This window comes from Collinsella sp. LCP21S3_A3, from assembly GCF_052118905.1.
Classification (GTDB): Bacteria; Actinomycetota; Coriobacteriia; order Coriobacteriales; family Coriobacteriaceae; genus Collinsella.
This window is the reverse complement of the sequence record NZ_JBQKGH010000013.1, coordinates 25,727-49,470: the sequence shown is the minus strand read 5'-3', so window position 1 is coordinate 49,470 and position 23,744 is coordinate 25,727. Positions and strand designations below refer to the sequence as shown.

General features: G+C 59.9%; 25 protein-coding genes. 24 read left to right on the top strand and 1 reads right to left on the bottom strand.

Features of this window, described 5'->3' with window-relative positions:
- Window positions 1–94 precede the first annotated feature (94 nt).
- Window positions 95–418 carry a hypothetical protein gene (locus tag ACTQ0H_RS07360; RefSeq protein WP_441538542.1) on the bottom strand — a complete coding sequence of 108 codons (324 nt, stop codon included), beginning with the start codon at window positions 416–418 and terminating at the stop codon, window positions 95–97.
- 443 nt (window positions 419–861) lie between these two features.
- On the opposite strand from ACTQ0H_RS07360, the gene lspA reads away from it, so the two are divergent.
- The 24 genes from lspA (at window position 862) to ACTQ0H_RS07240 (ending at window position 23,573) form a co-directional block, all read left to right on the top strand.
- On the top strand, window positions 862–1,389 hold the full coding sequence (gene lspA / locus ACTQ0H_RS07355; protein ID WP_441548017.1) for a signal peptidase II: 528 nt from the start codon (window positions 862–864) through the stop codon (window positions 1,387–1,389).
- Complete coding sequence (locus ACTQ0H_RS07350; protein ID WP_441016312.1) at window positions 1,389–2,402, top strand: RluA family pseudouridine synthase; 1,014 nt, start codon at window positions 1,389–1,391, stop codon at window positions 2,400–2,402. The genes lspA and ACTQ0H_RS07350 overlap by 1 nt, the downstream gene beginning before the upstream one ends.
- An 82-nt stretch (window positions 2,403–2,484) precedes the next feature.
- Entirely contained in the window at window positions 2,485–3,780 is a 1,296-nt protein-coding gene (locus ACTQ0H_RS07345) for a glycosyltransferase family 2 protein (protein ID WP_154515488.1), read from the top strand.
- Between the two features lie 78 nt (window positions 3,781–3,858).
- Complete coding sequence (locus tag ACTQ0H_RS07340) at window positions 3,859–4,281, top strand: prepilin peptidase (protein WP_427728148.1); 423 nt, start codon at window positions 3,859–3,861, stop codon at window positions 4,279–4,281.
- Between the two features lie 31 nt (window positions 4,282–4,312).
- Window positions 4,313–5,560: a deoxyguanosinetriphosphate triphosphohydrolase family protein gene (locus ACTQ0H_RS07335; RefSeq protein WP_441538547.1), complete on the top strand. Its 1,248-nt coding sequence runs from the start codon at window positions 4,313–4,315 to the stop codon at window positions 5,558–5,560.
- 60 nt (window positions 5,561–5,620) lie between these two features.
- The gene (locus ACTQ0H_RS07330) at window positions 5,621–6,970 is read left to right on the top strand and encodes a replication-associated recombination protein A (protein ID WP_441538548.1); all 1,350 of its coding nucleotides are present in this window, start codon (window positions 5,621–5,623) and stop codon (window positions 6,968–6,970) included.
- A 100-nt stretch (window positions 6,971–7,070) separates the two neighbouring features.
- Window positions 7,071–7,661 (top strand): hypothetical protein, encoded by a 591-nt coding sequence (locus ACTQ0H_RS07325; protein WP_441538550.1) that lies wholly within the window; start codon window positions 7,071–7,073, stop codon window positions 7,659–7,661.
- Window positions 7,654–8,031: an ATP-binding protein gene (locus ACTQ0H_RS07320; RefSeq protein ID WP_154515503.1), complete on the top strand. Its 378-nt coding sequence runs from the start codon at window positions 7,654–7,656 to the stop codon at window positions 8,029–8,031. The genes ACTQ0H_RS07325 and ACTQ0H_RS07320 overlap by 8 nt, the downstream gene beginning before the upstream one ends.
- A gap of 1 nt (window position 8,032) precedes the next feature.
- On the top strand, window positions 8,033–8,824 hold the full coding sequence (locus ACTQ0H_RS07315; RefSeq protein ID WP_427717298.1) for an RNA polymerase sigma factor SigF: 792 nt from the start codon (window positions 8,033–8,035) through the stop codon (window positions 8,822–8,824).
- Window positions 8,821–10,230: an AI-2E family transporter gene (locus ACTQ0H_RS07310; RefSeq protein WP_441538552.1), complete on the top strand. Its 1,410-nt coding sequence runs from the start codon at window positions 8,821–8,823 to the stop codon at window positions 10,228–10,230. The genes ACTQ0H_RS07315 and ACTQ0H_RS07310 overlap by 4 nt, the downstream gene beginning before the upstream one ends.
- 148 nt (window positions 10,231–10,378) lie before the next feature.
- Window positions 10,379–13,036: an alanine--tRNA ligase gene (gene alaS / locus ACTQ0H_RS07305; RefSeq protein WP_441538554.1), complete on the top strand. Its 2,658-nt coding sequence runs from the start codon at window positions 10,379–10,381 to the stop codon at window positions 13,034–13,036.
- A gap of 17 nt (window positions 13,037–13,053) precedes the next feature.
- The gene (gene ruvX, locus ACTQ0H_RS07300) at window positions 13,054–13,482 is read left to right on the top strand and encodes a Holliday junction resolvase RuvX (protein WP_035138185.1); all 429 of its coding nucleotides are present in this window, start codon (window positions 13,054–13,056) and stop codon (window positions 13,480–13,482) included.
- Window positions 13,475–14,908 (top strand): endolytic transglycosylase MltG, encoded by a 1,434-nt coding sequence (mltG, locus tag ACTQ0H_RS07295; RefSeq protein ID WP_427793774.1) that lies wholly within the window; start codon window positions 13,475–13,477, stop codon window positions 14,906–14,908. Before ruvX ends, mltG begins: the two co-directional genes overlap by 8 nt.
- A gap of 2 nt (window positions 14,909–14,910) precedes the next feature.
- Window positions 14,911–15,408, top strand: coding sequence for a YqeG family HAD IIIA-type phosphatase (locus ACTQ0H_RS07290; protein ID WP_117646451.1), 498 nt, complete (start codon window positions 14,911–14,913; stop codon window positions 15,406–15,408).
- 8 nt (window positions 15,409–15,416) lie between these two features.
- Window positions 15,417–15,950 (top strand): shikimate kinase, encoded by a 534-nt coding sequence (locus ACTQ0H_RS07285; protein ID WP_154515515.1) that lies wholly within the window; start codon window positions 15,417–15,419, stop codon window positions 15,948–15,950.
- A complete protein-coding gene (locus ACTQ0H_RS07280; RefSeq protein WP_441538556.1) occupies window positions 15,947–17,056 on the top strand; it encodes a hypothetical protein in 1,110 nt (369 codons plus the stop codon). Before ACTQ0H_RS07285 ends, ACTQ0H_RS07280 begins: the two co-directional genes overlap by 4 nt.
- Window positions 17,057–17,188: 132 nt before the next feature.
- On the top strand, window positions 17,189–18,319 hold the full coding sequence (locus ACTQ0H_RS07275) for a M24 family metallopeptidase (protein WP_441538558.1): 1,131 nt from the start codon (window positions 17,189–17,191) through the stop codon (window positions 18,317–18,319).
- Window positions 18,320–18,478: 159 nt separating this feature from the next.
- A complete protein-coding gene (efp, locus tag ACTQ0H_RS07270; RefSeq protein ID WP_154515524.1) occupies window positions 18,479–19,042 on the top strand; it encodes an elongation factor P in 564 nt (187 codons plus the stop codon).
- A 24-nt stretch (window positions 19,043–19,066) separates the two neighbouring features.
- Window positions 19,067–19,429, top strand: a complete 363-nt coding sequence (locus ACTQ0H_RS07265) for an Asp23/Gls24 family envelope stress response protein (RefSeq protein ID WP_441538560.1) — start codon at window positions 19,067–19,069, stop codon at window positions 19,427–19,429.
- A 3-nt stretch (window positions 19,430–19,432) separates the two neighbouring features.
- Window positions 19,433–20,017, top strand: coding sequence for a transcription antitermination factor NusB (nusB, locus tag ACTQ0H_RS07260; protein WP_441538562.1), 585 nt, complete (start codon window positions 19,433–19,435; stop codon window positions 20,015–20,017).
- A gap of 2 nt (window positions 20,018–20,019) precedes the next feature.
- Window positions 20,020–20,286, top strand: coding sequence for an exodeoxyribonuclease VII small subunit (locus ACTQ0H_RS07255; RefSeq protein ID WP_390397661.1), 267 nt, complete (start codon window positions 20,020–20,022; stop codon window positions 20,284–20,286).
- Between the two features lie 8 nt (window positions 20,287–20,294).
- Window positions 20,295–21,098 carry a TlyA family RNA methyltransferase gene (locus ACTQ0H_RS07250; protein ID WP_441538578.1) on the top strand — a complete coding sequence of 268 codons (804 nt, stop codon included), beginning with the start codon at window positions 20,295–20,297 and terminating at the stop codon, window positions 21,096–21,098.
- Window positions 21,095–21,955, top strand: coding sequence for an NAD(+)/NADH kinase (locus tag ACTQ0H_RS07245; protein WP_441538564.1), 861 nt, complete (start codon window positions 21,095–21,097; stop codon window positions 21,953–21,955). The genes ACTQ0H_RS07250 and ACTQ0H_RS07245 overlap by 4 nt, the downstream gene beginning before the upstream one ends.
- The gene (locus ACTQ0H_RS07240) at window positions 21,945–23,573 is read left to right on the top strand and encodes a DNA repair protein RecN (RefSeq protein ID WP_441538565.1); all 1,629 of its coding nucleotides are present in this window, start codon (window positions 21,945–21,947) and stop codon (window positions 23,571–23,573) included. Before ACTQ0H_RS07245 ends, ACTQ0H_RS07240 begins: the two co-directional genes overlap by 11 nt.
- Window positions 23,574–23,744 lie beyond the last annotated feature (171 nt).

Genomic DNA, 23,744 nt, shown 5'->3' with positions numbered 1-23,744 from the left:
ACCTTCGTTGGCGCGGTTGGGCAAAATGCGTTGGCGCTGTTGGCACATCTATCTTGGTGCTATTGGATTTTTACGTTGGTGTAACTGGCCCTTTTTATATTGGCATTAACATGGCGGCGTCGTTCCTGTCGTTCTTGGAGGCCGAGTCGGCGGCCGACCTGGGGATCTTCGAGACCGCGGCGACGACGCACTCGACGCCGAGCCCGGCGAGCTCCCTTTGCGGGGCGAAGCCGAGGTAGCCGCTCTCGTAGGCCGCGAGCGACGGCCCGGGGAACCCATCCATCCACCCGGCGATCTCGCCCCAGGGGTTGCCGGGGAACCTCCTCGTCACGGCCTCGCCGGTGTCCGCGTCGAGGGCGCAGACGGTGGTCGACCTCAGGTGGACGTCCATCCCGAACGCGGTAGAATACTTTGGCATGGGAGCCTCCCAACCTCGTTGCGGCGCGGCTGCGCCTATGGCACTTCAACATCATTGTCGCAGCCCCGACCCGCGGTCACGAGCGGGGGCTCCTATCTTTTTAGTGCCCTCGGATTGGGTCATAGTGTCTGTCAGTAGTCTTTTTGGGACGGGGCTTTTTTAGCTGCCCTACCTCAAATAAGGACTTAATCTTCGAAAGCGCTGGACTGGGTAGCTAAAAAAGCCCCGTCCCAAAAAGACTACCCGGTGAAGGGACAAGGGGACAGCCCCTTTGTCGCATTGGTGGATATGTCGTGCGTTCTGCGTATGGCAATATAAGATGGTTATTTGCGTTAAATGGAATTCGATTATTTTGAGGGTAGGGGATTTCTTTGGGTCGTGGTGCGGATATGACGCCGCCTTTGCGTTGGCGGTTGCGTGTTGCTGGTGGGGTGGCGCTCTTTGTGTTGCTTGTTGACCAGCTGACCAAGCTTGCGGTTCGTGCCGTGGGCGATACCCTGCATATGACTGTTATCCCCGGCGTGATCGATTTTGTGTTTGTCCGCAATATCGGAGCTGCCTTTAGCATGGGCGAGGGCCATGGCATAGCGTTTGCCGTGCTGGCGCTTGGGGCCATTGCCGCCATTGCCGTGTACTTGCTCCGTGCTCCTCAGCTCGCTCGCCTAGAGGTCGTGGGTATGGCCATGGTTGCGGGCGGCGCCATCGGCAACGCGATCGATCGCCTGGCCATGGGCTTTGTGACTGATTTTATTGCCACTACCTTCATTGATTTCCCCGTCTTTAACGTGGCCGATATCGGCATTACCGCCGGTGTCGTGCTGGCGCTCATCGGATACATGTTCTTGAGTCCCGCCGCTCGCGAGGTCGATGCGACCGCCGAGCTCAACGCCCGTGACGAGGCCCGCGCCAAACGTAAAGCTAAGCAGCGTGGGGAGCATGCCCGCAAGATTCGCGAAAGGAATGAGCGCTAATGGCCGACATCCATATTCTCGTTGCCGACGATTGCGCCGGTCAACGTCTCGACGCCTATCTGGGCGCCAACGATGGCTGTCCCACGCGCTCTGCCTGCGCGCATCTGATCGAGGGAGGCGCCGTTGCCGTCAACGGCGAGACCTGCCTATCTAAAAAGTATGCCGTACGCTCCGGTGACCGCATCTCGGTCGACCTGCCCGAGCCGCATGACCCGACCGACGTGATCCCCGAGGCCATCCCGCTCGACATTCGCTATGAGGACGACTATCTCATGGTGCTCTCCAAGCAGCGCGGCCTGGTGTGCCATCCTGCGCATGGTCATGAGAGCGGTACGCTTGCGAATGCCCTGGTCTATCACTGCGGTATCGACCATCTGGGTACCGTGCAGGGCGAGGACCGCCCCGGCATCGTGCATCGTCTGGATCGCGATACCTCGGGCCTTATGCTCGCGGCTAAAGACGACGACACCCAGCGTGCGCTCCAAAATCTCATCCGCACGCGTACCCTCGACCGTCGCTACATTACGCTCGTTCACGGGCACATCGCCATGGACGAGGGCACTATCAATACTGGTATCGCTCGCTCCACGCGCGACCGCGTGAAGATGGCGGTTTCCGATGACCCCTTTGCGCGCCAGGCCATCACGACCTTTAAGGTCCTTGAGCGCTTTGATTCCACGCGCTTCGACGACGGCTACACGCTTGTCGAGTGTCACCTGTTTACCGGCCGCACGCATCAGATTCGCGTTCACATGCGCCATATCAACCATGCCTGCGTGGGCGATCCACTCTATGGTAAGTGCGATGCTCGTGCCGATCAGGGTCTGACCAGGCAGTTCCTGCATTCCTGGCGTGTGGCGTTCGATCATCCCGTGACGGGGGAGCACATCGAGTGCCGTGACGAGCTGCCATGGGATCTTGCGGCGGTTCTGGATGATTTGGCCCCGCGTTCGCTCGGCCGCACTGCCGCTGGCAACGAAATCGTCCCTCAGCTCGGTCTGCTCGAGGCCTAGCCAGTATTAGGTGGTTTCTTGAACTCCGTAAGCCTGCGGTAAGATATACGGTTGTTTACGTCACGCGTTCCTGGGAGCCTGCATGCTCGCCTTTTTACAAACCAACACACCCATCGTGATCTTCAACCAGATTGTCGTCACGCTGCTTACGGTCTGCTTTCTGTACCAGGTGGTCTTCTTTGTCATCGGCGCTCTTCGTGGTGAGGTCGCACCTCCCAAGGCCAAGAAGCTCCATCGTTATGCCTTTTTTATCGCGGCGCATAACGAGGAGGCCGTGATCGCCAACCTCGTGCGCTCCATTAAGGACCAAGATTATCCGTCCGAGCTTATCGAGGTCTTCGTGGTCGCCGATGCCTGCACCGACAACACGGCGCAGCTCGCGCGCGAGGCGGGCGCCGTCGTCTATGAGCGCAATGACTTGGCCCGTAAAGGCAAGAGCTGGGTCATGGACTATGGCTTCGACCGCATCCTTAACGAGTATCCCGATACGTTTGAAGGCTACTTTATCTTCGATGCCGATAACGTTATCGCCCGCGATTACGTGTCCAAGATGAACGATGCTTTTGACCAGGGCTTCCATGTTGTTACGAGCTATCGCAATTCCAAGAACTTTGGCAGCTCGTGGATCTCGGCAGCTAATGCCACGTGGTACCTGCGCGAGGCGCGCTTTCTCAACAACGCGCGCAACATCTGTAAGACGTCTTGCGCCGTTTCGGGTTCGGGCTACCTCATCTCCGCCAGCGTTATCGAGGGTATGCACGGCTGGCAGTTCCACACGCTGACCGAGGATATTCAGTTCACCACGTTCTGTGCCATTCACGGCATTCGCATTGGCTATGCGCCGGCGGAGTTCTTTGACGAACAGCCCGTGACGTTTAAGGCATCCTGGAAACAGCGTATGCGTTGGACCAAGGGCTTCTACCAGGTGTTCTTTACGTACGGTAAGCACCTGGTCAAATCGACCTTCCGCTATCATCGCTTTGCCGCCTACGACATGTTTATGACGATCGCACCGGGCATGCTGCTCTCTCTGATCTCGATGCTCGCTAATGCGACGTTCCTCATCGTGGGCGGCCTTTCGCACGGTTTCTTGGCTACCGAAGTCGAGATGCAGGCGTGTGCCGCTTCTCTCATTATGACCTTCGCTATGATGTATCAGACTTTCTTTATCCTGGCGCTGCTCACGACTATCTTTGAATACAAGCATATTCACTGCGCGCAAAAGTGGCGTCTGGTAACCAACCTGTTTACCTTCCCGATCTTTATGTTCAGCTATATCCCCATTACGGTGGCAGCGCTGTTCTTGAAGGTCGACTGGGTGCCGACGCAGCACGCCGTAAGCGTTACCCTCGACGAGGTCATGCAGGGCGCCAAATAACCACCATCAAAACCACCACAAAGGGGATAGAACCTTTGCGGTGGTTTTTACGTTTGAGCGCTCAGTTGAGGGGTTTCGATGTTCTATATCCCGTTTTGGATTTGCATCTTTGCCGGCGCGGCGATTGATGTCCGCGAGCGGCGGTTTCCCAATGAGCTTGCCGGCGCGTGTGCGGTGGCGGCGTTTGCAGGCGTCTGGCTCGACAAGGGTGTTAACATGGCGCTTGACCACGCCGGTCTTGCGGTCATCGTCTACCTTGCCCTTGTGCTTACTGAGTCACTCTGGCGTCGCCTTCGCCATGCCCCTGGCGTTGGCATGGGGGATGCCAAGGCGCTCTTTGCCCTTTGCACCTTCGATCCCCTGGGCGGCGTCGTCGCGTTTGCGGTTGCGCTCCTGACCCTTGCCGCTGCCTGTCTCATCGTAAAATCGCGCTCGCTGCCTTTGCTGCCGTTTTTGGTGCCAATATTTGCCATAATCGAGTTCGTGGGTAGTACGCTGTAACCGTTTGCGCGCCCTTTTTAAGGAGCATGCCATGGCAATCAATCAACAGACAGCCGCCATCAAGGCGCGCCTGGATCGCATTCCCGCGGCGTTGTCGCCCGAGCTGGTCGAGCGCATTGCCGCCGACCGCGCCGCGGGTGTCGTTAATCCCTATCGATGCGGTGACGACCAGGCCATCCGCCGTGTCGATCGGGCCGCAGACGAGGGCACGCTTATGCGTCCGGCCTTTATGCGCGATATCGAAAAGATTCTGCATCTGCCAGCATACACACGTTATGCAGGCAAAACGCAGGTCTTCAGTTTTCGCAGCAACGACGATCTGTCGCGCCGCGGCCTGCACGTGCAGCTTGTCTCGCGCATCGCTCGCGATATCGGGCGTGCTCTGGGCCTCAACTGCGATCTGATCGAGGCGATTGGCTTAGGCCACGACTTGGGCCACACGCCCTTTGGCCATGCCGGTGAGCGTTTCCTCAACGACATCTATCATGAGCGCACGGGGCGTTATTTTTTCCATAATGTGCAGTCGGTCCGCGTGCTCGACGCGCTGTACGGCCGCAACGTGTCGCTCCAGACGCTCGATGGCGTACTGTGCCACAACGGCGAGTACGAACAGCGTGTTTTTGAGCTTTCGGACATGGGTTCCTTTGACCAGTTCGACCGAACCGTCGAGGAATGCATTGCCACGGGTTATAGCGCAATTGAGCACCTGCGCCCCATGACGCTCGAGGGCTGCGTGGTTCGCATCTCGGATATCCTTGCCTACGTTGGGCGCGATCGCCAAGACGCCATTGCGGCGGGCCTGCTGTCACCCGACGACTTTGACGATGACCTGGGCGGTGCATACAACAGCTGGATCCTTACGCATGCCTCTATCGATATCGTCGAGCACAGCTATGGCAAGCCGCGCATCGAGATGAGCGAGGACCTGTTTGAGGAAATCCGCCGGGCCAAGCGCGAGAACTACGAGAAGATCTATAGCAAGGGCGGCATAGAAGGCGACTCCGAAGCGGAGCTGCGCGAGGCCTTCGAGAAGCTCTATGACCGTTGCCTGCGGGATATAAACGAAGGCGACGAGTCCTCGTATATCTTTAAGCACCACATTTCTCGCATTGAGCAGCAGCTTTCCTACTACGATCGCACCTATGCATGGCAGGACGATAAGGACCAGACGGTCGTGGATTACATTGCGAGCATGACGGACGGTTATTTCTGCGAGCTCACGAGCAAGCTGTTCCCGGGATTGATGTTTCCGCACCGTACCTATATTAACGAACGGTAGTTCGTATATATTCGGTATACTGTTCATGGAAAACGTTTTTGATTGATGCACGGGATGGCTATGGACGACCTTTTTTCTGCTTCGACGCGTGAGCGTTCCTTTCAGAATGCGCCGCTTGCGGTGCGCATGCGGCCCAATTCGCTCGACGAGTACGTGGGCCAGCAAAAGGCCGTCGGTAAGGGCTCGTGGTTGCGTGCCGCGATTGAGCATGACGTGCTGTCGAGTGTGATTCTGTATGGGCCGGCCGGTACGGGCAAGACGACGCTGGCCCACATTATCGCCAACCATACCAAGAGCGAGTTTGTCGAGGTCAGCGCCGTGACGGGCACTGTGAAGGACCTGCGCCGCGTGATTGACGAGGCCAAGACGCGCCTGAATACGTACGACCGTCGCACCATTCTTTTCATCGACGAGATTCACCGCTTCTCCAAGTCGCAGCAGGATGCCCTGCTGCATGCGGTTGAGAACCGTACCGTCGTTATGATTGGCGCCACGACGGAGAATCCGTACTTCGAGGTCAACTCGGCGTTGCTCTCGCGCGGTCGCGTGGTGGAACTTGAACATTTAAAGGACGAGGATATCGCCACGCTTATCGAGCGTGCGCTCGAGGCGCCGCAGGGTTTGAACGGCAAGTTCTCGGCCGATGAGGATACGGTTAAGACCATCTGCACGCTGGCTGCGGGTGACGCTCGCTCGGCACTCACGACGCTCGAGCTTGCGAGCGAGATTGCCGTCACGCGTCCCGATACCGAGGGAACGCCAGCGCCGGCGGCGGGGGAGCGTTATCCCATTACCGTGGATGACGTAAAGATTGCCAATCCGCGCCGTGGTTTTTCGTATGACAAAAACGGCGACATGCACTACGACATCATCAGCGCGTTTATTAAGTCTATGCGCGGCAGCGACCCCGATGCCACGATCTATTGGCTCGCGCGCATGATCGATGCGGGGGAGGACCCTAAGTTTATCGCTCGCCGTATTATGATTCAGGCTTCTGAGGATGTTGGCAACGCCGACCCGCAGGCGCTATTGGTGGCCCATGCCGCGTTTAAGTCTGCCGAGGTCATCGGTTATCCCGAGTGTCGCATTAATCTGGCTCAGGCTGCACTCTATGTGTGCTTGGCGCCAAAATCCAACGCGTGTGAGGCCTCGATTGATGCGGCGTTGGCCGATATTCATTCAAGTGGGCTGCGCGAGGTGCCGAGCTATCTACGCGATCGTCATCGCCCGGGCAGCGACGAATACGGTGTGTATAAGTATCCGCATGATTATCCCGAAGGCTGGGTCGATCAACGCTATTTGCCCGAGGGGCTGGAGCGCGGTGCGTTTTGGCAGCCTGCCGGCCGCGGCTGGGAAGAGTGGCGTGTAGAGCAAAGCGAGCGCGACCGTAGCGGGAATGCACCGAAGTAGCTGCTGGTAATTTTGTCTCACGTTGCTGCTTTTGGCATGTTCGGTCCCCTTTGGGGTACCATGAACAGCGTCTGTATTTCGATTCCTTCGGGAGGCTTGTATGAGTCCCATCCAAATCGCCCTGCTGCTGCTCGCCGTTGCCGGCGTGTGGGCTGTCATCGAGCTCGCGCTCACGCTGCGAAAGACCCGCACTGTCGTTGATTCGCTCGACAAGACGGTGAGCGACCTTAACAACACCATCGCCGAGGCTCAGCCCGTGGTAGCAAAGCTCGATGGCGCCGTCGATGAGCTCACCCCCGCGCTGGCGCAGGTTGAGCCGCTCCTCAAGTCGAGCAAGACCGCCGTCGACGCCCTTACCTCCAATCTCGTAGAGGTCGAAGCCGTGGTTCGCGACATTTCCGAGGTTACGGGCAGCATGGCCGAGGCCAGCAATGCCGTGTCGAGTGTGACCGACTCTGCGGCCGGTGCCGTTCAGAAACTCTTTAACAAGGTGAAGGCTCCCGCGGTCGAGGCCGAGCGCAATCTTTCCGCTGCCGCCGAAGCCGAGCAGCCGACCGAGCGTGTCCTGATTGGCGAAACCGGGGACGATGCCGCTGCTGGTGACGATGATGCACAGAAGCCTGCTGCTAAAGTAGCCCGGTATTACACCTACACGCCCGCCGAGACCTCTGAGGAGTCCTGCGATGAGTAGTGAAGCAACTTGCTCTATCACGCTGACTGTTGCCGGGGATCCGCGTCTGGCACGCTTGGTGCGCATGACGGCGGCTAATGTCGGCGCGCTGTGTTCCATGTCCGTCGATCGCATCGAGGACATTCGTATGGCTGCCGAGGAGGCCTTCATCTTTGGCTGCACGGCCGTTGATTCTGACGTTATCTCGATCAAATTCGATGTCGATGAGTCTCACGTGGGCATGACCTTCACCTTTGGCGACCAGGCGACTGTCGATGAGGATGACCAGGCCGCCGTATATGCCGAGCTCATTCTGGCAAGCGTGTGCGATTCCTACGAAAAGACTGCGGCGCCTCTGACGCTTTCCCTCGATCTCAAGGCGGATATCTAATATGACCGAACGTTCCCGGAGCGGTAAGACCGCTTGGGACAAGGAGAAAACCCGCGAGCTGTTTCGTCGCTACAAAGAGACCGGTGATCCGGACGCCCGCGAGCAGCTCGTCATGTCCCATATGAACCTGGTAAGGTTTCTTGCCAACAAATTTAAGAATCGCGGCGAGCCGCTCGACGACCTCATGCAGGTCGGCTATCTGGGTTTGCTCAAGGCTATCGACCGCTTTGACCCCGAGCGCGGACTTGAGTTCACCACGTTTGCCACGCCCACCATCTTGGGTGAGATCAAGCGTCACTTCCGCGACAAGGGTTGGAGTGTGCGCGTTCCGCGTCGCCTACAGGAGCTCTCTGCCAAGGTTAACCAGGCCACCGACAAGCTCACTAACGAGCTGCAGCGCTCGCCTAAGGTGGAGGAAATCGCTGAGTACCTAGACGTGACCGTTGACGAGGTGCTGGAGGCCATGGAATCGTCCTCGGCCTATACCTCGGTGCCCATCGAGGCCCCCGGTGCGTCCGATTCTGACGACGCGCCTTCAATTCTCGACCGCTACGCCGACGACGACAACGAGCTCGACTTCACCGATGACCGCCTGGTGATTGAGGAGGCCATCCGCGATTTCTCGCCGCGCGAGCGCGAGGTTATCGAGCTGCGTTTCGTAAAGGGCATGACCCAGATCGAGATCGCCAAGAAGCTGGGCATCTCGCAGGTGCAGGTCTCGCGCCTGCTGCGCCGTACCCTTAAGAAGGTTCAGGACAAGATCGACCCCGACGGAGTGATGGTTCGTTCATGAGTGAACACCCCCAACAAACCGATCGCGCGCTGCGCGATACCCGTATTCTGACGCTTCGCATTTGGGCCGTCGTCGGCTGCATTGTCATCGCCGCCGTCATCTTTAACCTTATGGGTATCTTGGCGCCGGTTATCGAGTTTCTAGCTGTCGGTTCCATCATCGCTTTTGTGATGTCGCCGATTACTAACTGGCTCGAGCATCACGGCGTCAACCGTGGCATTGGTTCGCTTATCGCGCTGATCGTGGTCGTTGCTGTGCTCGTCGGTGTCGTTTGCATCTTGTCGCCGATTCTCTTTGGTCAGATTATGGAAGTCCTGAGTCGCCTGCCTGAGCAGCTTCGTGTTGCGGGCGGTGATCTCAACGAGATGGTCTCGCATGCCAAGACGCTCAACAACACGCCGCTCAAAGAGTATCTGGACGATAATCTTTCTTCGCTGGTTACCGTGGCGTCCAAGTATGTATCTCAGATTGCCGCCGAGCTTGGTCGCGGTGTATTCCCGTTCATTACCAATACGGCCTCGCAGCTGTTCGTCATCTTCCTGGGTCTGGTGCTTGCCTATTGGCTGGCCTGCGACTATCCCCGTATGCACCACGAGGTCTGCACCATCATCGGGCAGGAAAAGGAGACCTCGTACCGCTTTATGGTTGCGATTCTTTCGCGCTCGGTTGGCGGTTATATGCGCGGCATGGTCGTGACGTCCATCTGCGGTGGCATCCTGGCCTTTATCGGCTTTACGCTCATTGGCCATCCCTACGCGGCACTCATGGCCATCTTTACGGGCATTATGCACTTGGTCCCGGTTGTCGGCCCCTGGGTGAGCGCGGCGATCGCCACGGTGCTCGGTTTTATGTTCAGCCCGATGCTGGCTTTGTGGACTTTGGTCGTGACCATGGTGGCGCAAAATGTCACTGACAACGTCATTTCGCCTAAAGTCATGCAAAGCTCGGTCCAGGTGCATCCCATCATGAGCCTGACGGCACTCGTTATCGGTTCGGCGCTTATGGGCGCCATCGGCATGGTTATCGCCATTCCGCTGTGCGCGGCCCTCAAGGGCATTTTCGTCTACTACTTTGAGAACGAGACCGGCCATCAGCTCGTGGCATACGACGGCGCCGTGTTTAAGGGCACGCCGTATCGCGATACTGAGGGTAACCCGGTCGCCGCCTACGATGCGCTTGGAGACGATACATTCATCTATGAGTCCGAGCTCATCGGTAACGAGACTGCGCCCGAGGCGCAGGCCATGCCCAAACCCGAGCTCGATAACCCCTGGATCAAGCTCTCGGGCCTTCAGCCCGATGCTACGGGCTTTTTCAAGAATCCCTTCGCCAAAGACGACGATTCCAACTCGGACGACGATACCAATACCGGCATCGACGGCTCCATGGACGATGATGAGCAGTAAGTCATTTCAAGTTCAAGTTCATAGGCAATAACGTGCAAATTCGCTGGAGGGTCGCTGTTTGGCGACCCTCTTTTTTGCACAGGCGCGGTGGGATGGTAATATCGTTACGTTTGAACTGTTTCGATGTGAAACCGAGGAGATTCCCTCTATGAGTGCTGACTACCCGTCAATGACTACGGCTGAGATTCGCTCCAAGTTCCTCAACTTCTTTGAGGAGCGCGGTCTTAAGCTCTATCCTTCTTCGTCCCTCGTCCCCGACGATCCTTCGCTGCTGCTTGCCAACGCCGGCATGAACCAGTTTAAGGAGTATTACCAGGGCAAGAAGACCATGAAGGAGATCGGCGCTATCTCCTGCCAGAAGTGCGTCCGCACCAACGACATCGACTGCATCGGCGAGGATGGCCGTCACCTGTCCTTCTTTGAGATGCTCGGCGACTTCTCCTTTGGCGGCGTCTCCAAGCAGCAGGCCTGCGCTTGGGCCTTTGAGCTCATCACCAAGGAGTTCAAGCTGCCGCTCGACCGCCTGTACTTCACCGTCTTTACCGAGGACGACGAGACTCACGACGTGTGGCGCTCTCTGGGCGTTGCCGAGGATCACATCTCGCGTCTGGGCGAGGACGACAACTTCTGGGCCGCCGGCCCCACCGGCCCCTGCGGTCCGTGCTCCGAGATCTACTTTGACATGGGCGAGGAGGTCGGCTGCGGCAGCCCCGACTGCAAGCCCGGCTGCGACTGCGACCGCTTCCTGGAGTTCTGGAACCTCGTCTTTACCCAGTACGACCGCCAGGAGGACGGCTCCATGCCGGAGCTGCCGCACCGCAACCTCGATACGGGCATGGGCCTGGAGCGCATGGCCGCTATCATGCAGCACAAGACCGCCAACTACGACGGCGATCTGATGCAGCACCTCATCAAGCTTGGCGAGGAGATCAGCGGCAAGACCTATGACGCCGACGATTACTCCGGTGCCAGCCGCTCGCTGCGTATCATCGCCGATCACTCCCGTGCCGTCGACTTCATGATCTCGGACGGCATCCTGCCCGGTAACGAGGGCCGCGAGTACGTCCTTCGCCGCCTGCTCCGCCGCGCCGTGTTCCACGGTCGCCTGCTGGGTATCGAGGGCGCCTTCCTAACCAAGTTCATCGACGAGGTCAACGCTCAGATGGGCGAGGCCTATCCCGAGCTGCTCAAGAACGTCGCGCTCGTCAAGGGTATCGTCGCCTCCGAGGAGGAGCGCTTCTCCACGACGCTCGACAACGGCCGCGTTTACCTGGACGAGGCCCTGGCCGCGCTCGCCGACGGCGCTGTCCTTCCGGGCGATGTTGCCTTTAAGCTGCATGACACCTTTGGTTTCCCCATCGACCTGACCGTCGAGATCGCCGGCACCGCTGGCCACGACGTCGACATGGACGGCTTTACCGCCTGCATGGAGGACCAGAAGGCCCGCGCCCGCGCCAATGCCAAGGGCGACGCCTGGGGCAGCTTCAACGACGTGTGGGTTGAGCTTTCCGACAAAGTTGCCGCGACCGAGTTCGACGGCTATGACAACGATGTGATCGAGGGTGCCAAGGTTGTTGCCATCGTGCGCAACGGCGAGTCCGTCGAGTCCGCTGCCGCCGGCGAGGACGTCGAGGTCGTGCTCGACCGCACTCCGTTCTATGCCGAGATGGGTGGCCAGCAGGGCGACGCCGGTAAGCTATCCGCCGAGGGCGTTACGCTGACGGTTTCCGATACCAAGAACCACAACGGCCTGTATGCCCACGTCGCCCACGTTGCCGAGGGCACGCTGACCGTCGGCGCTACCGTGACCGCCGCGCTCGACGCCGAGCGCCGTGGCTTCCTGCGCCGCAACCACACCGCCACGCACCTGCTCGACGCCGCCCTTAAGCAGGTCCTGGGCGAGCATGTCTCCCAGGCCGGCTCGCTGGTGACGCCCGAGCACCTGCGCTTTGACTTCACGCACTTTGAGGCCCTGTCTTCCGAGCAGCTCAAGGCTGTCGAGGACCTGGTCAACCAGCAGATCTTCGCTTCCAAGCCGGTCGTTACCCGCGTCATGGGCATCGATGAGGCCAAGGCCGCCGGCGCTGTCGCCCTCTTTGGCGAGAAGTACGGCGACGTTGTCCGCGTTGTCTCCGTGGGCGCCGAGGACCAGCCGTTCTCCCGTGAGCTTTGCGGTGGCACCCATGCCGCCAACACCGCCGAGATCGGTCTGTTCAAGATCATTTCCGAGTCCTCCACGGGCTCCAACGTCCGCCGTATCGAGGCCGTGACCTCTAAGGGTGCCCTCGACTACATGGCCGACCGCCTGGCACTCGTTGACGCCGCTGCCGCTGCGCTCAAGTGCCGCGTCGACGAGGTTCCCGCTCGTGTGGAGAACCTGCAGGCCGAGCTGCGCGAGACGTCCAATAAGCTCAAGAAGGCCCTGACCGGTGGCTCCTCCGACGCTATCTCCAGCGCCATCGAGGGCGCCGTCGAGCTTGATGGCTACAAGCTCGTCGTCGCTGAGCTCCAGGGTCTCGAGGCCGCCGACCTGCGCAACGTTTGGGATACCGTGCACCAGAAGGTCGCCGGCCCTGTCGCCTGCGTCGTCGCCAGCGTGACCGAGAAGGGCACCCCGGCGCTGCTCGCCGCCGGCTCCGATGACGCCGTCAAGGCCGGTTTCCACGCCGGCAACGTGATCAAGCAGATCGCGGGCCTGGTCGACGGTCGCGGTGGCGGCCGTCCCAACATGGCCCAGGCCGGTGGCAAGAACGCCGCCGGTATCGCCGATGCCCTCGCGGCCGCTAAGACCGCGCTGGGCGCCTAAGAACCGAAGTAGTCGCTGTGGTCGCGCTCGCACTGGACATAGGGGAGACCAGGATTGGCATTGCCGTCTCGAGCCGTGATGGCAAGATGGCGATGCCTGTCAAGGTACTCCCGGCCGCCGAGGTCACCGGTATGGCCAAGACGTTCCGTTACCTGGTCGAGGACTATGAGCCCGACATCCTGGTAAGCGGACGTCCCTTGACCATGGCCGGCGAGCCCGGCCCTCAAGCCGAGCGCGTTGCCGCCGTGGCACAAAAGATCGCCGACGAGCTTGATCTTCCGCTCGAGTTTGAGGATGAGCGTCTGTCCTCGCAAGAGGCAAAGCGTATCTTGCGCGAGCAGGGCCTCAACGAAAAGCAGATGAGGGGCAAGATTGACATGATTGCCGCCAGCCTGTTTTTGCAGACGTGGCTCGATCGTAAAAACGAGGAGGTTTCGCATGCCTAGCGCTTCCGATCCGCGCCAGCCGAATCGTACACGTCAGCCCGAGTCGCGCCCTGCCCAGCCTGGCCAGCGTCCGGCACAGCCGACGCAGCGCGCAGCTCAGCCTGGCGCGCGCCCGGTGCAGTCCTTCGCTCGTTCGGCCCAACCTGCTCAAAGGACGGGTCAGCAGCCTTCTGCTCGTTCGGTTCAGCATCCGGCTTCTCGCGCGGCTCAGCAGCCCACTGCTCGTACGGCCCAGCCTGCAGGCGGTACCCGCTTTAAGCAGCAGGCACCTGTCCGGCGAACGCAGGCTACCCAATCTCATTCGCATCATGCTCGCGGTTTGCATGGCGTTGCTCCGGCGACCCGCTCGAGCTACGACACGCGTGCTCGACGCGGTGCTCAAAAGAAGAGTTCTCCGGTTCCCATGATCATCGGCGTTGTGGTGGCGGTGCTCGCGCTTGCTGTGATCGCTTTCTTTGTCGTGCCGGCCGTCAAGGGCTTCTTTGCCGGTGAGGATACGAAGGTTACGGCTGGTCAGCAGGTTACGGTGACCATTCCCGACGGTGCTTCGGGCGACACCATCGCCTCGATCCTCTCCGAGAACCATATCGTCGAAAATCCCAAGGATTACTATGCGGCGGTCAAAAAGCTCAATGCCGATATGTCCCTCAAGCCTGGTACCTATTCGTTCACCACATTCATGGATGCGACCAAGGTTGTTCAGCAGCTCATGGAAGGCCCCAATGCGGGCTCCAATGCGCTTACTATTCCCGAGGGTCTAACGGTCGATCAAGTCGCCGACCGTGTGGCCCAGGCCTACGACAGCATCTCTAAGGAGGACTTCCTCAACCAGGCCAAGGCCTCCAACTACGTGGACGACTATAGCTTCCTTAAGGGCGCCGCCAACGATTCGCTCGAGGGTTTTCTGTTCCCCAAGACCTATTCGCTGGGCAAGGACCCGAGCGCCGATGACGTTATCCGCGCCATGCTCGATCAGTTCAACACCGAGTACAAGTCTCTCGATTTTGCCGGGTGCGAGGCCAAGATCAAAGAGCGTTACGGCGTGGAGATGTCCGATTACGACATCATCAATCTCGCTTCCATCGTTGAGCGCGAGGGTCTCAACGCCGAGCAGCGCGCACATGTCGCCTCGGTCTTCTACAACCGCCTTGCCGGCAAGCTCGACGGTCTGCGTTATCTCAACAGCGATGCGACCATGATGTATGTCACCGGTGGCGAGGTTTCCGCCGACGACCTGCAGAGCGATAGTCCGTACAACACCTATAAGCACGAGGGTCTGCCACCCACGCCCATCTGCTCCCCGTCGCTCGAGGCACTCAAGGCCACGCTTGAGCCGACCGACTCCGATGACCTGTATTTCTACATAACGCAGGACGAGGAGTACTTCTCGCAAACCTACGAAGAGCACCAACAGTCTTGGAATTAAACATGAGGATTTTCAGCCCCAAACGATATGTTGCATCCGTCGACCGCATCGACCTTGATACCCTGTGGGCCGACGGCAAACGCGCCATTCTGCTCGATCGCGATAACACCCTGGTGCCGCGCGACACCGAGCAGGTTCCCGCCGCGGTTTCCGCTTGGCTCGACGCCGCCCGCGCCAAAGGCTTTAAGCTGTGCATGGTGTCTAACAACTGGCATCGCGACCAGGTCATGAGCTCGGCACGCGAGCTGGGACTCGAGGCCATTAGCCACGCCATGAAGCCGGCTCCGTTTGCCCTCAAGGCGGGTCTTAAGCGCCTCGGCGCCACGGCCGACGAGGCGGTGCTGATCGGTGATCAGCTCTACACGGACGTGTGGAGCGGCAATTTCGCCGGCGTCGATACCATCCTGGTAAAGCCGCAGGCCACTCAGGACCTGTGGTATACGCAGATCTTCCGTATCTTTGAGCGCCGGGCCCTGCGCGACCTTCCCTGCGAGGAATAGGTCTCGCTATGTCCCAGCACACCAAACACGGCTGCGACCATATCTTCTTTATCGGCTTTTTGGGCGCGGGCAAATCGACGCTTGCGCGCAACGTGGGCACTATGTTCAAACGTCGCTTTATCGATACCGACCGCCTTGTCGTGCGTCGTTGCGGTAAATCGGTGACCGAGATTTTTGAGACCGAGGGCGAGGAGCGTTTTCGCGAGCTCGAGACCTCGGCGCTCCGTTCGCTCCAAAGCGAGCGCAGCCTGCTGGTTTCCTGCGGCGGAGGTATCGTCGAGACTCCGGTGAATATTGAGCTTATGCACCAGATGGGTATCTGTGTGTATCTCGAAGGTGACTTTGAGGATTCGATTCGCCAGATTCGTCGGTCCGACACGCGTCCCGATTTCCGTTCGCCCGAGCATGCCGCGCGCCTGTTTGAGCATCGCCGTCCGCTATATCGCCAGGCCGCCGATATTACTCTTGATATTCGCAACAAGTCCTTCGAGGACGTTTCCTACCTTTGTGCCGAGATGCTTTTGGAGCGTGGGCTGCTATGATTCGCCGTCAACTGATCAATTTCCAAAACCGCAGTGTCGATGTCCGCGTCGGATTGGGCGCGTTCGAGGAGCTGTCGCGCATGTTTGCCTCGGCTGTGGGCAAGCCTAAGCGCGCGTTGGTGGTTTGGAACGGCGCCACGTCAGAGCGTTTTGGCGAGGTCGTCGAGCATGCGCTGGTTGATGCCGGTTTTGTCGTGTCGCAGCTCCCACTCGAGGTTTCGCCTGCTGGTGCCACGCTGGCCGATGCCGATACCATCTTTGGTGCCCTATCTGCCAACGGAATTACCTGTGACGATCTGGTCGTCGCCGTTGGTGATGCCGCAACCTGCTCGGTTGTTAGCTGGTGTGCTAATCAGTGGTGCGGTCGCACCGAGTGCGCCTTGCTGCCGACAACGTTCGACGCCATGCTCACGGTCGCGACGACCATGAAGCCGCTCGTCGCCTCGTCGTCGAATGCGCTTCCCGCTATCGCGTTCCGTCCCGAATCGGGCTTGGTCGTGTGTGACCTCGACCTTGTTCGCGAGGCGGACTCCGAGGATCTCAAGCTCGGCTATGTGGTGCTTGTTGGCACCATGCTTTCGAGCAGCAAGTCCCGCTGGAATCAGTTTACCGAGACTGTTCCCGAGATTCTTTCCGGCGAGGAGGTCGCGCTCGTCAATGCTGTGCAGTGGTCCCAGACCGCGCGCAAAGACGTGCTCATGGCCACGAACCCCAGTGCTCGCCATGCACTCGATTTTGGTAAGACAGGGGAGCGCACCCTTCGCGCCTGCCTGGGCGAGGCCGCGGATAACGTTCCCGCATACCAGCTCCTTTCCGAGGGCATGCGCTTTGAGGCGCGCTTAGCACATGATGCCTGCGACTTCGATATCGACAATGTGTTTGATCTCGACGATTGCCTGGAGGACTTTGGCATCGAAGAGCTTGCCTTCGACTTGGAGCCCACCGCGTTTATCGAGGAGTTCCGCAAGCAGCAGTTTGCCCGCTCAAACCGCAGCATGCTGCCGCTGCCCGCGGCGCTCGGCGCCATTCGCCTGACAAATGTCGAGGACGAGATTCTCGAACGCCATGCGCAGGCGTATCTGGCTTCTCGCAAGGAACTTTTTTAACTTTATTGACATCCATCGTCTTTCGTATCATTTTGAGGGACGGGTTTTCAATCGGTTGCGAATCGCTTGTGGTTCGGCTATTCGTTTGAAGCCCGTCCTGCTCTTTTTGAGGACAATAAGAAAGGAATCTGAATGTCTGAGTTTGCTGCCGGTCCTGCCGGTCGTATCGAGCGTGTCCGTGCCCTGATGGTCGAGCGCGGCTACGATGCTATCGTCGTGCGCGATGAGGCCAACCTCCGTTGGCTCACGGGTGTGAAGGGCGTCTTCGATTACACCTTCGAGTTTCCGCACGCCGCATTTATTACGGCCGATCAATGCCTGTTCCATACCGACTCGCGCTATCTCAACAGCTTTGAGGAGAACACGCCCGCCGGCAGCCCCTGGGTCTACGACATGGACGAGGGCACCATCCCCGGTTGGGTTGCCGACAAGATCGCGGCCAACAAGTGTCGCGTCTGCGCCGTCGAGGATGACATGCAGATTAACTTTTACCAGGGTATTCAGCGTGGTCTTGAGGATCGCTCCGTCGCCTGCATGCTGCCGCTGATGCATGACGACATTCGTAAGATGCGCGCCATCAAGGATGCCGAGGAGATCGAGCTCATGCGACACGCGCAGTCGATCACCGATGCCGCCTTCCAGCACATGCTCGGCTTTATTAAGCCCGGTATGACCGAGAAGCAGGTCCGCAACGAGCTCGAGAACTTTATGTTCGCCAACGGTGCCGACAGCTTGGCCTTTGGCTCCATCGTCGCGAGCGGTCCCAACACCGCCAACCCGCATGCCGTCCCGAGCGACCGTGTCATCGAGAAGGGCGATTTCGTCCTCATGGATTATGGCGCGGGCTACTGCGACTATCGCTCCGATATGACGCGTACCGTCGTGATGGGCGAGTCCACGCAGGAACAGCTCGACCTGTACGAGCTCGTGCGCCGCACCCACGAGGAGTGCGTCGCCGCTATCCATCCGGGCGTCGAGGGTAACGATATCTTCAAGCTTTCCAAGAAGATCATCGGTGATGCCGGTTATGGCGATTACTACAACCATGGCCTGGGCCATGGTGTCGGTATCGACATCCACGAGCTGCCCAACTTCAACCGCAGCAAGAACATCATCGAGGTCGGCTCGGTTGTCACCATGGAGCCCGGCGTCTACCTGCCCGGCGTGGGCGGCGTGCGCTTGGAGGATTACGGTGTTGTCACCGAGAACGGCTATGAGCCCTTCACCAAGACCCCGCACGACTTGCACGTCATCGACTGCTAAGCCATTCAGTTTGATTTTGGAAGCGGGGCGTCCGAAATGATTCGGGCGCCCCGCGTTCTCTTTTTATGCGCTCGCCGCAGGCGCCGCCTGCAAGTGTATAATTTCGCTCGTATGTAATTTGGACGCTTGTGCGTTCTACCCATAACAAGAAAGGTCGCTATGCCTACCATTTCTACCGCCGACTTCAAGAACGGCCTCGGTCTCCGCATTAAGGACAAGGTCTACACCATCGTCGAGTTCCAGCACGTCAAGCCGGGCAAGGGCGGTGCTTTTGTGCGCTACAAGACCCGCGATATCAAGAGCGGTCGTGTCGTCGAGAACACCTGCAACGCCGGTACCAAGTTCGAGAGCGTCATGCTCACCACCCGTGAGTTCCAGTACCTCTACAACGACGGCGCCGACTACATCTTCATGGACAACGAGTCCTACGAGCAGGTTCCCGTTCCCGAGGACATGGTGGGCGAGAACTCCAAGTGGCTGCGCGAGAACGACACCTGCCAGTTGCTCTTCGCCGACGACGAGCTCATGGGCGTGACCCCGCCGATGTTCATCGAGACCACCATCGTCCAGACCGACCCGGGCTTTAAGGGCGACACCGTTCAGGGTTCCACCAAGCCGGCCACCATCGACACCGGTGCTGTCATCCAGGTCCCGATGTACCTCAACGAGGGCGAGGTCATCAAGGTTGACACCCGCGACGGCAAGTTCGTCTCCCGCGTCTAGCAACCAACTCTTCTAGGAGGACTCATGCCCCAGGAAATCAAGATTGACGGCATCGGTATTTCGCCCGATGTTCTGACCGCCATCGTCTCGCGCGCCGTCACGGATGTCGAGGGCATCGCCTCCGTGGGCGTCAAGGACCTTGCCACCAACCTTGTCTCCATGATGCTTTCGTCCAAGGCCCCGGCTTCCGAGCCGCCGGTAGAGGCCGAGGTCATCGGCGACAAGCTCGCACTCGCCGTGCGCGTCGTGGTGTTCTTTGGCTATCCGTTCAAGAAACTCGCCGAGGCCGTTCGCTCCGCCGTGGTCGCAGCTATCGATGCCCAGGTAGGTGTCGAGGTCGAGCGCGTTGACGTTTGCATCGACGGCCTCGTTTTCCCCAAGGAGTAACCTTTGAGCCTTAAGGTTTATCGCGGGCGTACGCTTGCCCGCAGTCAGGCGCTGCAGCTGCTGTTCCAGGCCGAGGCGACGGACAGCCCGCTCGAGCGCGTCCTCGAGGGCGATTTCCTGATCTCGAAGGGTCCCCTCGACCCCTACGCTCTGGAGCTGTGCCGCGGTGCCTACGAGTATATCGACCGTATCGACTGCGCCCTGCGCTCCATCGCCAAGAACTGGGATCTTATGCGCATGCCCGGCGCCGATCGCAATCTGCTGCGTATCGCCGTCTATGAGATGCGCTTCCTCACCGACGAGGAGGTCTCGGACGCCATCGTGATCAACGAGGCTGTAGAGCTTGCCAAGGCCTATGGCACCGACCAGTCCGCGTCGTTTGTCAATGGCGTGCTGGGCAAGATCGCGCGTAGCGAGGAGCTGCCGGGCGAGGACCTGTATCAGGAGCTGCTGGCCGAGGACCGCGCCCGCGAGGAGGCCCAGGCCGCCGAGGCTGCCGCCAAGGTTGCAGCCGCTCAGGCTGCGGCCGGCGTTCTCGACGAGGGTGCCGAGGTCGCCGAGGTCGAGAACGGTACCGTCGAGGAGTAGCCATGCCAGAGGGTTCCGTCCGCAACTTCGACGAGATCTCGAACCGCTTGGACCAGATCATCGCTACCGTTCGCTCCAAGGATACGTCCTTGGAGCGTTCGCTCGATTTGTTTGACGAGGCGATCGAACTTGGCTCCCGTGCGGTCGATATGGTCGACAAGTTTGAGTTGACGCCTCGTGAGGCCGATAAGCTCGAGCAGGAATACGATGAGGATGCGGCAAACGAATCCCAGGATAGCCAGGCCGCGTCTCCGGATACGAATGGTTGATGGCATTCATGAAACGCGTGCGTCTCGATGACGAACTGATTTCACAGGGCATCTGCGCCGACCGCGCGGATGCCCTTCGCACTCTTATGGCCGGCTTGGTCTCGAGTGGCGGCGAGCGTTTGACCTCGCCGGGCCTTAAGGTGACGCCCGGTCTGCCCCTGCACGTGAAGGGCCGTATTCCCTACGTGGGGCGCGGCGGGCTCAAGCTCGAGGGCGCGCTCGATGCGTTTGGGATCGATCCCATGGGCCTTGCTTGCCTCGATGTGGGCTGCTCCACGGGCGGCTTTACCGATTGCCTGCTCAAGCGTGGCGCCGCAACGGTCGTTTCGGTCGATGTGGGTCGCGCTCAGTTTGATTGGTCGCTGCGCCAAGACGAGCGCGTGAGGCTCCATGAGCGCACCAACGTGACACAACTGCCCGAGCTTGGCTACGGCGGCGCTATCGACTTGGCTGTCTGCGATGTGTCGTTTACGAGTATCGCGCATATCATCGACGCCGTGTTGGCGTGCCTGAAGCCTTTGGGTTCGTTCTGCACGCTCGTAAAGCCGCAGTTTGAGGCGCCGGCTGCGCTGGTGGGCGAGGGCGGTATCGTGACCGACCCCTCCGTCCGCCGCGATACGCTTGTGGCGGCGATTGAGCTCTTTGCCGCCAAGGGCCTGTTTCCGCTCGACGTGTGCGTGTCGCCCATCCATGGCGCCAAGGGCAACGTCGAGTTTTTCCTGTACGGCACGAGGTTTGCCTCTGGCGAGCGTGCCGACGATGAGCTGCAATCACAGGTAACGGCTTTGAGCGAGAAAGCTGCAACGCTATGAAGGTCTTTCTGGTTCCCAATTACTACAAGCAAGAGGCTGTCGAGAGCGGCCTGATGCTCGAGCTTTGGCTTTCGCGCCAAGGCTACGAGGTCGCATGGGCTGCCGATCAGCGTTCCAAGATCCAGCGTGCGCCCGATGTTGACGATGCCGACCTGGTCATTACGCTCGGCGGCGACGGCACGCTGCTGCGTGCCGCCCGCATTCTCAACTACCGCGAGATCCCCATTCTGGGCCTTTCCTATGGTCATTTGGGTTTTTTGACGGCTGCGAGCCCCGAGGATCGCGATATTTTGCGGGTCGTGAGCGATGCCCTTTCCGGTGAGCTCCATGTGAGTCGCCGCGCCACCCTCGCCGCGGATATCGTTTCGGTGCGCGAAGATGGCACGAAGGATGTCGTGCGCACGTTTGCCCTTAACGATATGGCGCTTACGCGCGGGCCCCTGTCCGATATGGTTGAGTTCGACATCACGGTGTCTGGCCATCATATCGACCGCCTGCGCGGTGACGGCGTCGTCGTTTCGACAGCGACCGGTTCCACCGGCTACGCGCTTTCCGCAGGCGGCCCCATCGTCAGTCCCGATTACACGGGCATGGTTTGCGTGCCCATCGCCCCACATACCATTCAGGCTCGCGCCTTTTTGACCTCGCCAAGCGATGTCGTCGAGATCTTTATGTCCGATGACCGCCCGAGCGTGCCTGCGATCGCCATCGATGGACAGTTTATTACCTGCGATGGCACGGTCGAGAGCGTGGCCGTGCGTCGCGGTCCCGGCGATGTTCTGCTGCTGGATTACGGCCCCGAGAGCTTCTATAACTCGGTGAGCCGCGTGTTCTACGGAGTGCGTCATGATCGATGAGCTGCAGGTTTCCAACATTGCCCTCATTCGCGAGGCGACGTTGGTTCCGAGCGCGGGCTTAACGGTTCTGACCGGCGAGACCGGCGCCGGTAAGACTGCGTTGCTCTCGGCACTTAAGCTCATTCTGGGCGAGCGCGCGGATTCGTCGACGGTGCGCGAGGGCGAGACGCTTGCCAACGTCGAGGCGCGCCTGTTTGACGGCCCGCACGACACGGAGGGCTTCACCGTGCAGCGCAGCCTTTCTGCCGAGGGCCGTAGCCGCGTAAAAATTGACGGCCGCATCGCCAGCGTGCGTGAGCTTTCGGAGCGCGTCGGCGTGATGATGGATCTTTGCGGCCAGCACGAGCACCAGCGCCTGCTCGACCCTGCGCATCATGTTGCCATGGTCGATGCATGGGCGGGGCGCCCGGCGCTCGAGGCGCTCGATCGCTATCGTGCTTGCCTTAAGGCATCTCGCGCGGCTGCCAAAGAGGTCCGTCGCGTCGAAGAGGCCTCGCGTGCGCAGGGGAGTCGTGTCGAGGAAGCGCGCTTCGCTCTGGAGCGCATCGCCGAGGTCGACCCCAAGCCGGGTGAGTATGAGGAGCTCGAGGAACTGCTGCCACGCTCCGAGCATGCCGAGGTGCTGGTGGCAACGGCCAACGATGCCCATGCGTCGCTTGCTGCCGAAGGGGGAGCACTCGATGCCGTGAACAGTGCCGTCGCGGAGCTTTCGCGCATGGCTACTGTCGATCGCAAGCTGGGTGTTATCGCCGATGCGCTTTCGGATGCCTGCATCTCGCTCGAGGATTGTGCCAACGAGCTGCGCGCCTATCGCGATGGGGTTGCCTTCGATCCGCGCGAGTTGGCTCGTATGCGCGAGCGGTATTCCGATCTTAAGGGACTTTTGCGTCAGTGGGGTCCCACCATGGACGACGTGTTTGCCATGCGCGATAGCTCGCGAGAGCTGTTGTCGCTGGTAGACGATGGTGATGAGCGGATTAAGAAGGCGCGCGAAGCGCTTGGCGCGGCAGAGCGCGAACTGTTCGCCGCCGCCAAGGCACTTAAGCGTGCACGCAATACGGCAGCCCCGCACTTTTGCCACGCGGTTGGCCGTCAGATGGCGCGCCTGGAGATGGGCGGCGCCGAGCTCGTTTGGGACTCGCGCGATCTTCCGCGCGCCGAGTGGACGCCGGCGGGTCCTTCGAGCTACGAGCTTTTGTATCGTAGCGGTGCCGGATTGACGCCGCGCCCCCTGCGCCGCATTGCTTCCGGTGGCGAGCTGAGCCGTGTCATGTTGGCGAGCAAGGTTGTTTTGGGTAACGCGGACGGCGTGGATACGTTGGTGTTCGACGAGGTCGATGCCGGTGTTGGCGGCTCTACTGCACGCGCCCTTGCGAGCGTTCTGGCAGATCTTGCCGCAACGCATCAGGTGATTGTCGTAACGCACCTGGCGCAGGTCGCCGTCATGGCCGACAAACATTACGTGGTGAGCAAAGAGCCCGGCGACGTTCCCCAAACCCATCTGGATGAGGTGACCGGGGACGCCCGTACCGCAGAGATCGCCCGTATGCTGAGCGGCGATCAATCGGAGGCAAGCTTGGCGCACGCTAAGCAGCTGCTCGAGGAAGCGCGTGCTTAGGCCGAGCCGTTACATGTATGTTCGACCCGGCCGCCACGAAACCGGCCCATCTACTACGTTTAATAGGCTATCGGCAACCACGCCTTGAATTGCAAATAGAAAACCGCAGGTAGAACGCCTGCGGTATTTCTATTTTCGGTATGTGGTTGGGCCATACTGATAAAACGTAGT

Bases quoted from the DNA above. Each gene is read 5' to 3' on its own strand.
- ACTQ0H_RS07360 (WP_441538542.1), bottom strand. From the start codon at position 418: ATGCCAAAGTATTCTACCGCGTTCGGGATGGACGTCCACCTGAGGTCG.
- ACTQ0H_RS07350 (WP_441016312.1), top strand. From the start codon at position 1,389: ATGGCCGACATCCATATTCTCGTTGCCGACGATTGCGCCGGTCAACGT.
- ACTQ0H_RS07345 (WP_154515488.1), top strand. From the start codon at position 2,485: ATGCTCGCCTTTTTACAAACCAACACACCCATCGTGATCTTCAACCAG.
- ACTQ0H_RS07340 (WP_427728148.1), top strand. From the start codon at position 3,859: ATGTTCTATATCCCGTTTTGGATTTGCATCTTTGCCGGCGCGGCGATT.
- ACTQ0H_RS07335 (WP_441538547.1), top strand. From the start codon at position 4,313: ATGGCAATCAATCAACAGACAGCCGCCATCAAGGCGCGCCTGGATCGC.
- ACTQ0H_RS07330 (WP_441538548.1), top strand. From the start codon at position 5,621: ATGGACGACCTTTTTTCTGCTTCGACGCGTGAGCGTTCCTTTCAGAAT.
- ACTQ0H_RS07325 (WP_441538550.1), top strand. From the start codon at position 7,071: ATGAGTCCCATCCAAATCGCCCTGCTGCTGCTCGCCGTTGCCGGCGTG.
- ACTQ0H_RS07320 (WP_154515503.1), top strand. From the start codon at position 7,654: ATGAGTAGTGAAGCAACTTGCTCTATCACGCTGACTGTTGCCGGGGAT.
- ACTQ0H_RS07315 (WP_427717298.1), top strand. From the start codon at position 8,033: ATGACCGAACGTTCCCGGAGCGGTAAGACCGCTTGGGACAAGGAGAAA.
- ACTQ0H_RS07310 (WP_441538552.1), top strand. From the start codon at position 8,821: ATGAGTGAACACCCCCAACAAACCGATCGCGCGCTGCGCGATACCCGT.
- alaS (WP_441538554.1), top strand. From the start codon at position 10,379: ATGAGTGCTGACTACCCGTCAATGACTACGGCTGAGATTCGCTCCAAG.
- mltG (WP_427793774.1), top strand. From the start codon at position 13,475: ATGCCTAGCGCTTCCGATCCGCGCCAGCCGAATCGTACACGTCAGCCC.
- ACTQ0H_RS07290 (WP_117646451.1), top strand. From the start codon at position 14,911: ATGAGGATTTTCAGCCCCAAACGATATGTTGCATCCGTCGACCGCATC.
- ACTQ0H_RS07285 (WP_154515515.1), top strand. From the start codon at position 15,417: ATGTCCCAGCACACCAAACACGGCTGCGACCATATCTTCTTTATCGGC.
- ACTQ0H_RS07280 (WP_441538556.1), top strand. From the start codon at position 15,947: ATGATTCGCCGTCAACTGATCAATTTCCAAAACCGCAGTGTCGATGTC.
- ACTQ0H_RS07275 (WP_441538558.1), top strand. From the start codon at position 17,189: ATGTCTGAGTTTGCTGCCGGTCCTGCCGGTCGTATCGAGCGTGTCCGT.
- efp (WP_154515524.1), top strand. From the start codon at position 18,479: ATGCCTACCATTTCTACCGCCGACTTCAAGAACGGCCTCGGTCTCCGC.
- ACTQ0H_RS07265 (WP_441538560.1), top strand. From the start codon at position 19,067: ATGCCCCAGGAAATCAAGATTGACGGCATCGGTATTTCGCCCGATGTT.
- ACTQ0H_RS07255 (WP_390397661.1), top strand. From the start codon at position 20,020: ATGCCAGAGGGTTCCGTCCGCAACTTCGACGAGATCTCGAACCGCTTG.
- ACTQ0H_RS07250 (WP_441538578.1), top strand. From the start codon at position 20,295: ATGAAACGCGTGCGTCTCGATGACGAACTGATTTCACAGGGCATCTGC.
- ACTQ0H_RS07245 (WP_441538564.1), top strand. From the start codon at position 21,095: ATGAAGGTCTTTCTGGTTCCCAATTACTACAAGCAAGAGGCTGTCGAG.
- ACTQ0H_RS07240 (WP_441538565.1), top strand. From the start codon at position 21,945: ATGATCGATGAGCTGCAGGTTTCCAACATTGCCCTCATTCGCGAGGCG.